The sequence below is a fragment of the Streptomyces sp. NPDC059567 genome (genome assembly GCF_042735655.1).
GTDB lineage: Bacteria > Actinomycetota > Actinomycetes > Streptomycetales > Streptomycetaceae > Streptomyces.
The window spans coordinates 1-8,796 of sequence record NZ_JBHWBS010000165.1; the positions used below are offsets into that span (position 1 = coordinate 1).

Sequence of the window (8,796 nt, forward strand, 5' to 3'; positions counted from 1 at the left end):
CCCTCCCGGCGGGGCGGCCCCGCCACATAAACGAACACCCCCCCGTCCGGGCCCCCCCGGAGCCGCCCCTCCCCCCCGGGCCCCCCCCCCACCACCCGGGGGCGGGGGGCCCGACCCGTAGCAGAGCTACAGCGGCGGAGAGGTCGGTTGGGTCCGCCAGAAGCCGCACTGGTGGTCCGTCGCGAACGACGAACTCGTTCGCGTCGCCTCGGGGTTGAGCGAGAGGACCGTCCCGCTCCCGGTCGTGGGCCAGGCAGTCTGCCCCGGTACCACCGGCGAACCGAAGCGGGCGAAGGCACCCCAGTAGCGCTTCATCCGCGTCGCGAGCGCCGCCTGGACCTGGGTCAGCGGCCGGTCGCCCGCCGTGAAGTCGTGCAGATACGCCAGTTCGGCGCTGTGCGCGTTCGACATGTCGAGCCCCGGAACCTGCGTGCCCGCCAGAGTCGGGGAGTCCGGGTCGTCGAACTCGTACGCGTACGTCGGCACTTGCGAGGCGAACAGCTGCGCCGTCCACGCCGTGTGGCAGGCGAAGGAGGAGTCGGTCATGACCGCCGACAGCGCCAGGTACGGCGAGCCGTACGCCGAGACCGGATAGCGGGCGAGCACCTCCGGCCCTGCCGCCCCGTACCCCGCCAGGATCTGCGCCTCGTACTCCTCCTCCGTCAGCCTCGGCTGGGACAGTGCCACGAACAAGCGCGATTCGGATCGGGTGCTGCCGATCACCACCGGCACCTTGTTCCACTTCCCGCTGCCGATCGCGGCGGCCGGAGCCACCGGCAGCAGCCCGTCACCCGAGGCCGGCCCCGAGGTGGGGAGCGTGCGCGCCGCCTCGACCAGCGCCGCCGCCGGAGCGGCGCGCAGGCACGCGGCGAACGTGGCCGCATCGGTGCAGCCCACCCGCCCGGCGAACTCCCGAGCCTGCGACTCGGCCCGCGCACTGTCGGGCGTCCCGATCAGCGTGCACGGCCCGCTCTGCAGCACGGCGCGGTGGAACAGCCCGGACGCCGAGGGCGCGGCCAGCAGCCCGCAGACCGAAGCGCTGCCCGCCGACTGCCCCGAGACCGTCACATTGCCGGGGTTCCCGCCGAACGCCGCGATGTTCTGCCGCGTCCAGCGCAGCGCCTCGACCTGGTCCAGCAGGCCGAACGAGCCCGTACGCCGTGCGTTCTCGCGCGCCAGTTCGGGCAGCGCCAGGTAACCGAGCTGGCCGAGCCGGTAGTTGATGCTGACCACGACGCTGTTCGTGAGATCGGCCATCGTCCGGCCGCCGAACTGAGTGCCCGTTCCCATGGTGTAAGCGCCCCCGTGGATCCACAGGATCACCGGTAGCCGGGCCCCGGTCCGGGCCCCCTTCGGTCGGTACACGTCCAGGTAGAGGCAGTCCTCGCTGACGGCCGAGGGATCCGCGAGGCCGAACGGCGAGAACTGCACGCAGGCCGGCGCCTGCCGGTCCGCCTCCCGCACGCCGCCCCAGCGGAGCGGCTCGCGCGGCGCCCGCAAGCGGGCCTCCCCGACCGGGGGTGCTGCGTAGGGGACCCCGAGAAACTCCTCCGCCCCGTCGTGGGCCTTTCCCCGAAGCCGGCCCTGCGCAACGGTGACCACCGGCCGCTGCAGCGTGCCCGCCGAAGCCGAAGCCGAAGCCGAAGCCGAAGCCGAGGTGGAGGTCGACTCCGAGCCCGAGGCGGCGGCCGGGACCGCCGACGCGAGCAGTGCCACCAGGGTGAGGGCCGTACCGAGCAGGGGTCTTGTCGAAGTGGGCCGGTTTCCAGGCCGCTTCATCCATCCTCCTGAGTTGGCTGGTGCGGGTGGAGCGGTGGTCAGGGACGCAGACCGGCGATCAGGGCAGAAGTGGTGGCATGGTCGGCGGGGCCGGCGTTCCAGTTGGCGTTCATCGGGCTGACGGCGATCCTGCCCGCGATGATGGCCTCCACGTCACCGCCCTTCGCCGCCGGCCGCATGTCCACCGTCACGGCGACCTTCCAGGTGCCGTCGCCCGAGTCGGTGAAGTTCGGTTCGAGGATCGTCTGCGGATCCTGGAAGGTGGTGGACACCCCGGCGGCGGTGCCCTTGCCGTCGGCGCCGACGACCGGGTGGTTCACGTTCAGGCCGACGCCCTTGGGCAGCAGCGGTCCGGACTTCGCCCGTGTCCGCAGCCGGTCGATGAGCTTGACGGCGAAGTCGAGCGTCGGGCCCATCGCGTTGACGGTCGTCACCGGATCGGGCACCGAGAGGCCACCGGTGCTCAGTGCGATGGCGGGTACCCCGGACTCCACCGCCGCGACGGCGCCGCCGACCGTGCCGGAGTGGCTGGCGAGCCCGGCGACGTTCGGCCCGAAGTTGGTGCCGGACACGACGAGGTCGGGGGCGCGGCCCTCGAAGACCTCGGAGAGGCCGAAGGCCACCGAGTCGCCGGGGCTGCCGTCGACGGCCCACACCTTCGGCTCCGGGTGCTTCACCGTGATCGTGGGGGCGTTCGACATCTTCGTACCGGTGCCGCTCTGGTTGGTGAGCGGGGCGACGATCGTGACGTCGTGCCCGGCTGCGGTCAGGCGCTCGAACGCCTTGCGGATGCCGGGTGCGTTGTAGCCGTCGTCGTTGGTGAGCAGGATCCGCAGCGGAGCGGCGGGCGCGGTGGGAGTCGTGTGTGCCGGGGCGGTCTGCGGCGAGGCGACCGCGGGCGCCGTCCCCGCGAGCGCCGTGGTGCACAGGATCAGCATGGCCGGCGGCAGGACTCGCTTGCGTCTCACAGGAGGCTCCTAGGAAGAGGGAGGCAGGGGGAGATGAGGGTGCGGTGGCGCGAGGGTGCTGTTTCGCGAGGGTGCGGTGGTGCGATGAGGTGGTACGGGACCGGCGGGCACGTGACCCTCGGCATGTGCCCGCCGGAGTACGGGTGGTCGGGCGGCGTCGGCGTGGGCCGCGGCCGACGGGGCCGGGTCTCCCTGTCGGAACCCGGTCCGCCGTGCCGGCAAGGCAAGGCACGGCAACCGGCACCCGATCCGAAAGAGCCGACCAGCGAGATCAGCGCACGCTGCGGATCGGGAGGATGGCGAGCGCGCCGATCAGCGACAGGGCGCCGCCGGCCAGGAACAGCGGGGTGTACCCGCCCAGCGCGGTGACGATGGCGGAGGCGACGAACGGGGCGACGATCTGCGGCCCGGCGTTCGCGATGTTCAGGACGCCCATGTCGCGGGCCGCGTCCTCCGCGCGGGGGAGGACCAGGGTGACCAGCGCGGTGTCGACGGCCATGAAGCAGCCGAAGGCGAGTCCGTTGAGGGCGCTGAACACGAGCATTCCGGTCCAGGTCGGGCTGATGACGGGGACCACCATGACCACCCCGGCCAGCGCGGCCGAGACGCCGACGAACACCTTGCGGCGGTTCCAGCGGTCGGACAGCAGGCCGCCGACGACCGTGGACACGGCCACGGCGACCATCGACACCGGTGTGAGGATCGCGATCGCGGCGGGCGGGGTCATTCCGGCCGGAAGCTCGATGTGGTCGCCCAGGATGTACAGCTGGTAGCCCACGACGGAGAAGTAGCCCAGCACCATCAGCGCGCGTCCGATGAAGGCCCAGCGGAAGTCGTGATTGGCCAACGACGAGAGGAACGCGGCGAGTTGGGAGCCAATTCCCGCCTTGGGGGCGGGCTCGGTGCGCGGGGTGTCGCGGCAGAAGACGGAGAGCAGCAGGGCGGCCACGGCGACGATCGCGCCGAAGATCAGGTATCCGGTGCGCAGCTGCGTCGCCGTCTGCGAGGCGATGAGGACGCCGGCGGTACCGCCGATCGGCATTCCCAATCCCACCAGCGCGGACGCCGTGCCGCGGCGGGCCGCGGGGACGCGGTCGGGCACGATCGCGGTGACCGCCGCCTGGTAGGTGTTCATCGTCGCCTGGACCAGACACCAGCCGATGCCGACGAGCAGCGCGGTGGTGACGCTGCCGAGAAGGGCCAGGGCGAGCAGCGCGCCGAGGGCGCCGCCCAGGATCCAGGGGTTGCGGCGGCCGCTGCGGTCGGAGAGGGCGCCGGCGATCGGGTTGAAGGCGGTCGCGAAGATGGCGCTGATGCCGCCGATCAGTCCCAGGACGGCGACCTTGTCGTCAGGGGCGATCGCGGCGACCTGGGTGGGCAGGAGGACGGAGCCGACGCCCATGTAGACCGCCATCATGGCGGAGTTGGCGACCAGCAGCAGGAGCATGAGCCCGCGCTGGCGTGGAGCTTCCGGTTCCGCGGTGGTGGCGGTGGTGTCGGCGCCTGCGGCCGGCGGGTCGATCGGATCGGTGAGCTCGTTCGTGGCCATGACGACTCCTGGGAGGACGGAGCGGGGAGGTGGAGGGGTACGGGACCGGTGTCGGCCGGGGTGTGGGCCGTGATGCGTCGGTTCCGGTACACGGGTGGGCGGTACACGGGTGAGGGAGACGCCCCGAGAGCGGTCGCGGGGCGGCGGTGTCGCCGGAAGCCGTTGCTGACGGCTGCGGCCGACAAGATGCTGTTACACGTGTTACCCGCAGCGCTTGGAGACTGTGTAGCACCCATTTCCGGCCTCCGCTAGAGCTTGTGCCCGGTCGTTGCGCAGATCGTGACCGAGGAGAGAACCGCACGTGGGGCACGTGTAACCACTCGGACGGCGGTGCTGACCAGGGCGATCGTGTCTCGAAACCCTCTTGCTCTTGTGGCGGTGGTCACGCATCCGCAATACTCCGTGCCGCACCGCGACGGCCTTACGGCTCCGGTGCTCCTGCCGGCCCATGCAGCCGTACGACCTACACATGCACGGCCGAGCGACACCACTCCTCCCCGCCTCCGCGTTCCCGTGTCGTCGCGCCTCCTTCGCCACCGCGTCCCCCTGGCGCCGAGCCTTCCCGCCTCCCCTCGCCGCGCCTTCTCCCTGTCCGCGCCGCCTCCCGTCCCGTTTCCTCCCCTCGCACCGCCTACCGTCCCGCCTCCTCTGCTCCCGTCCGCCCGGCTCTCGCCGTCTTCCGTTCCGCTTCCTCCGCCTCCGCGCCCCACCGCTCCCGCTCCTCACCCTCCCCGTACCCCCCCGCCCCACCCTTCCGCGCACCCCGCGCCAGCCCTCCCGTGCGCCCCACCGCTCCGGGTGAACACCGTGAAAGGCCCGCCATGATGCCGAGCCCACCCGACGCCACGCCGCCCCCGCCCCCGCTTCCCGCGCATCCTCCCCGCCATCACCTCCCGGCAGCTCCGCCGCGCCACGCGCTTGCCGTCGGAATCGCGCTCCTCCTCGCGCCGCTCCTGATCGGGCTGTGGCTCCGGGTTGTCGACCGCCCGTTCTTCCAGGGGGTCGACGATCGCTGGGTGGAGTCGATGGACGGCTCGCAGGCCGACGCGGCCACCGGCTTCGCCACCGTTCTCGACCGGCTCGGCGGCCCGCTCGGCCTGATCCTGCCGCTGATCCTGTGCGGCGTCCTCTGTGTCTACGGGCGCTGGCGCTCGGCGCTGTACGTGTTCGCGGCCAACGTTCTCGCCAACGTGGTCGTGGTGCTGCCGCTCAAGCAGCTGGTCGACCGCCCCCGTCCGCCGTATCCCTGGGTCCTCGTCAATGACGGCTCGTACCCCTCCGGGCAGGTCTTCAGCGCGGTGGCCTTGATGTTCGTGGCCGCGGTGGTGCTGTTCCCGCCGCGTGCGCGACGCTGGTGGTGGCTGTTCGGTACCGCGTACGTCGTCGCCATGATGTGGAGCCGCACCTGGCTGCACGCCCAGTGGCTCAGTGACACCTTTGCCGGCGCGCTGGCCGGAGTCGGGGCATGTCTGCTGCTGTGGCGGCTGTTCGAGCCCCTGCTGAAGACGGAGGCGGAGCGCACGGCGGCCAACAGCCTGTGGCTGTGAGACCTGCGCTATAGCGGATAGTTGACGATCGAAGAATTTTCGCAATATTCTCGATCGGGTCGGCGCGTGTTCTGCGCGCGGCCCAGGAAGGATTGGCTCATGGCTCTCACCCCAGGCCCGGACCACACGCTGATCGACCTCCCCGCGGGGCGCCTGCGCGGCACGACCGAAGGCGGGGTCGCCGTGTTCCGCGCCGTGCCCTACGCCGCACCCCCGGTCGGTGACCTGCGCTGGCGCCCCGCTCAGCCGCACCCGGGCTGGAGCGGCACCCGGGACGCGACCGCCGACGGCCCCAGCGTGCCGCAGCTGTACATGGAGGGTGGGGATCCGGTCCTCGGCGGTCATGGATCGCCGCCCTTCGACGAGGACAGCCTGACGCTCAACGTCTGGACCCCGGCGGCCGACGGCGCCCGTCGGCCGGTGCTCGTATGGATCCACGGAGGCGGCTTCGTCTCGGGCTCCGGATCGATGCCGAACTACTCCGGAGCGACCTTCGCCCGCGACGGTGACCTCGTGGTGGTGAGCATCAACTACCGCATCGGTCCGCTGGGTTACCTCTACACCGGCCAAGAGGAGGGCAACCCCGAAGGTGCCGGCAACGCCTGGCTCAGCGACCAGCTGGCCGCCCTCCGCTGGATCGCGGCGCACATCGCCTCGTTCGGCGGCGACCCGGACAACATCACCGTCGCCGGGCAGTCGGGCGGCGCGCTGTCCACGGCCGCACTTGCCGGACTCCCCGAGACCCAGGGGCTGATCAAGCGCGTGATCCTGCAGAGCCCGCCCTTCGGGCTCGACCTCCCCGGCCCGGACGCGTACCTCGAACGGACCGCCGCCTACCTGGAACTGGCCGGCGTCAAGAGCGTCGCGGAACTGCGCGAACTCCCCTGGCCCGTACTGATCGGCGCGGCCGGCGGGCTGTTCGCCCGGACGTCACGCTGGGGCTACTGGCCGACCCCGTTCCTGCCCGTCATCGACGGGGTCACCCTGACGCGCCACCCGGTGGAGGCCCTCCTGCACGGAGCCGCGACCGGCGTCGACGTGATGATCGGCTGGACCCGCGAAGAGGCCAACTTCGGCTTCGCCCTCGACCCGGGGTACGCGGCCGCCGACCGGAAGCAGGTGACCGCCCGGATCGCCGAGACCTTCGGGGCCGAGGCCGCACCCGAGGTGTACGCGGCCTACGAGCGGACCCGGCCCGGCGGGGGCCCCGCAGAGGTGCTGATGGACCTGATCACGGACGAGCTCTTCCGCGTCCCCGCCGTGCGACTCGCCGAGGCCAGGGCGGCATCGGGGCGGCCCGTCTGGGCCTACCAGTTCGACCTGCCCACGCCCGCGCACGACGGCCGCCTCGGCGCCGCCCACTGCCTCGAGCTCCCCTTCGTCTTCGCCAACTTCGACCAGTGGGCGCACGCGCCGTTCCTGGCCGGGCTCGACCCCACGGTCCGTGACGGCCTGGCGCACACCATGCACCAGGCCTGGATCGCGTTCGCCCGGACCGGCGACCCGAACCACGCGGCGATGCCGACCTGGGATCCGTACGGCGTGGAGACGCGCACCACGATGCGTTTCGACTCGGTGGTGACCGCTCTCGGGGACCTCGCAGGTGACTCGCGTCGCCTGCACGAAACGGTGGGGCGAGACCTCCCGGCGTAACGCCCGCGCTCCCTTCTCAGCGGAAGGGAGCGCGGGGGGAAGGAATAGCGAGCCCGCGGTGGGCCGGGCGCTGTCGCGCACGGCTCACCGCTCTCGTGGTCTAACTCGTGTAACCTCGATGGTGGAAGAAGGTACGACCGCAGGCACGAACCCACCGCAAGGAGCGTCAAGGGACGTCATGGCAGAAGAAACCCCCGTCCCCGCCTCGATCACGAGCGCCGATGTGGCACGCCTCGCCGGGGTGTCCCGTGCCACCGTCTCCTTCGTGCTCAACGACACCCCGGGCCACCGGGTCAGCGAAAGCACCCGTGCCCGCGTCCTCGACGCGGCCGACCGGCTCGGATACGTCCCGCACGCCGCCGCCCGGTCCCTGCGCGCCGGTCGCAGCAATCTCGTCCTGATGCCCGCCTCGATCTCCGCGATCGGCCGGCTCGTCAGCGACTGGGTCGACGACCTGCACAGCGAACTCGACCGCCGCGGCTACACGGCCGTCCTCCACGCGGGCCGCTTCGCCGACCCCGTCGACGCCGCCCGGGCCTGGGCGGAACTGCGCCCGGCGGCGGTCGTCGCCCTCGACGGGGACCGCCTCACCACACAGGCCGCCGAGTTGCTGCGCCGCGCCGGAGTGCGCGGACTGCTCGCCTTCGCGTCCCACCCGCTGCCCGGCGTCCACACCATCGGCTTCGACCACGCCCGCATCGGCGCCACGGCCGCCGAGCACCTGATCACCCGCGGCCGGAACCGTATCGGCGTCGTCATGCCCCAGGAGCGCGGCCTCGACGCCTTCGCCAGGCCGCGCCTCGCGGGAGCCGAATCGGTCGCCGCACGACACATGGCCACCGTCACTCCGGTGGAACTCGCCTACACCCGGGAGTCCGCCGCCGCGCTCGCCGGCCGCTGGGCGAGCCTGGACCTCGACTCCGTCTTCGCCTACAACGACGAGTACGCCGCACTGCTGCTGCACGCGCTCAAGGCCGAGGGCATCGCGGTGCCGGACGAGGTCGCGATCGTAGGTTCCGACGACCTCGTCCTTTCGGCGTTCCAGCAGCCCCCGCTCAGCACGATCCGCCTGGACCTGGCCTCACCGGCTCAGATCGCGGACGCCCTGCACCAGCTGATCGAGACCGGCTCGACGGCGCCCATCCCCGCCATAGAGGCCGTGCTCGTCCATCGCCAGACCTCCTGAGCGTTCATCCCCTTCAAGGATCTGCGGCCCCGCCTCTCCGAGGGACCGCCTCCCACCGGAACAGCGGTGACCCACTGGGGAATGCGGCGGCTCCCGGTCCGTGGGGTTCACGGG

Annotated in this window: 6 protein-coding genes; 3 read left to right on the plus strand and 3 right to left on the minus strand. The window is 72.1% G+C overall.

Annotated features, from left to right (window positions below; translation table 11 throughout):
- Nucleotides 1-126 precede the first annotated feature (126 nt).
- The 3 genes from ACFVZW_RS36045 to ACFVZW_RS36055 all read right to left on the minus strand — a co-directional run bounded on the left by ACFVZW_RS36045 (nt 127) and on the right by ACFVZW_RS36055 (nt 4,296).
- Nucleotides 127-1,779 carry a carboxylesterase/lipase family protein gene (locus ACFVZW_RS36045; RefSeq protein ID WP_384530683.1) on the minus strand — a complete coding sequence of 551 codons (1,653 nt, stop codon included), beginning with the start codon at nt 1,777-1,779 and terminating at the stop codon, nt 127-129.
- Between the two features lie 38 nt (nt 1,780-1,817).
- Nucleotides 1,818-2,747 (minus strand): 5'/3'-nucleotidase SurE, encoded by a 930-nt coding sequence (gene surE / locus ACFVZW_RS36050; protein WP_384530685.1) that lies wholly within the window; start codon nt 2,745-2,747, stop codon nt 1,818-1,820.
- 271 nt (nt 2,748-3,018) lie between these two features.
- Nucleotides 3,019-4,296, minus strand: coding sequence for an MFS transporter (locus ACFVZW_RS36055; RefSeq protein WP_384530687.1), 1,278 nt, complete (start codon nt 4,294-4,296; stop codon nt 3,019-3,021).
- A 1,025-nt stretch (nt 4,297-5,321) separates the two neighbouring features.
- On the opposite strand from ACFVZW_RS36055, the gene ACFVZW_RS36060 reads away from it, so the two are divergent.
- The 3 genes from ACFVZW_RS36060 to ACFVZW_RS36070 all read left to right on the plus strand — a co-directional run bounded on the left by ACFVZW_RS36060 (nt 5,322) and on the right by ACFVZW_RS36070 (nt 8,682).
- On the plus strand, nt 5,322-5,843 hold the full coding sequence (locus ACFVZW_RS36060; protein ID WP_384530693.1) for a phosphatase PAP2 family protein: 522 nt from the start codon (nt 5,322-5,324) through the stop codon (nt 5,841-5,843).
- Nucleotides 5,844-5,942: 99 nt separating this feature from the next.
- On the plus strand, nt 5,943-7,496 hold the full coding sequence (locus ACFVZW_RS36065) for a carboxylesterase/lipase family protein (protein WP_384530689.1): 1,554 nt from the start codon (nt 5,943-5,945) through the stop codon (nt 7,494-7,496).
- A gap of 178 nt (nt 7,497-7,674) precedes the next feature.
- Nucleotides 7,675-8,682 carry a LacI family DNA-binding transcriptional regulator gene (locus ACFVZW_RS36070; protein ID WP_384530691.1) on the plus strand — a complete coding sequence of 336 codons (1,008 nt, stop codon included), beginning with the start codon at nt 7,675-7,677 and terminating at the stop codon, nt 8,680-8,682.
- Nucleotides 8,683-8,796: the final 114 nt, after the last annotated feature.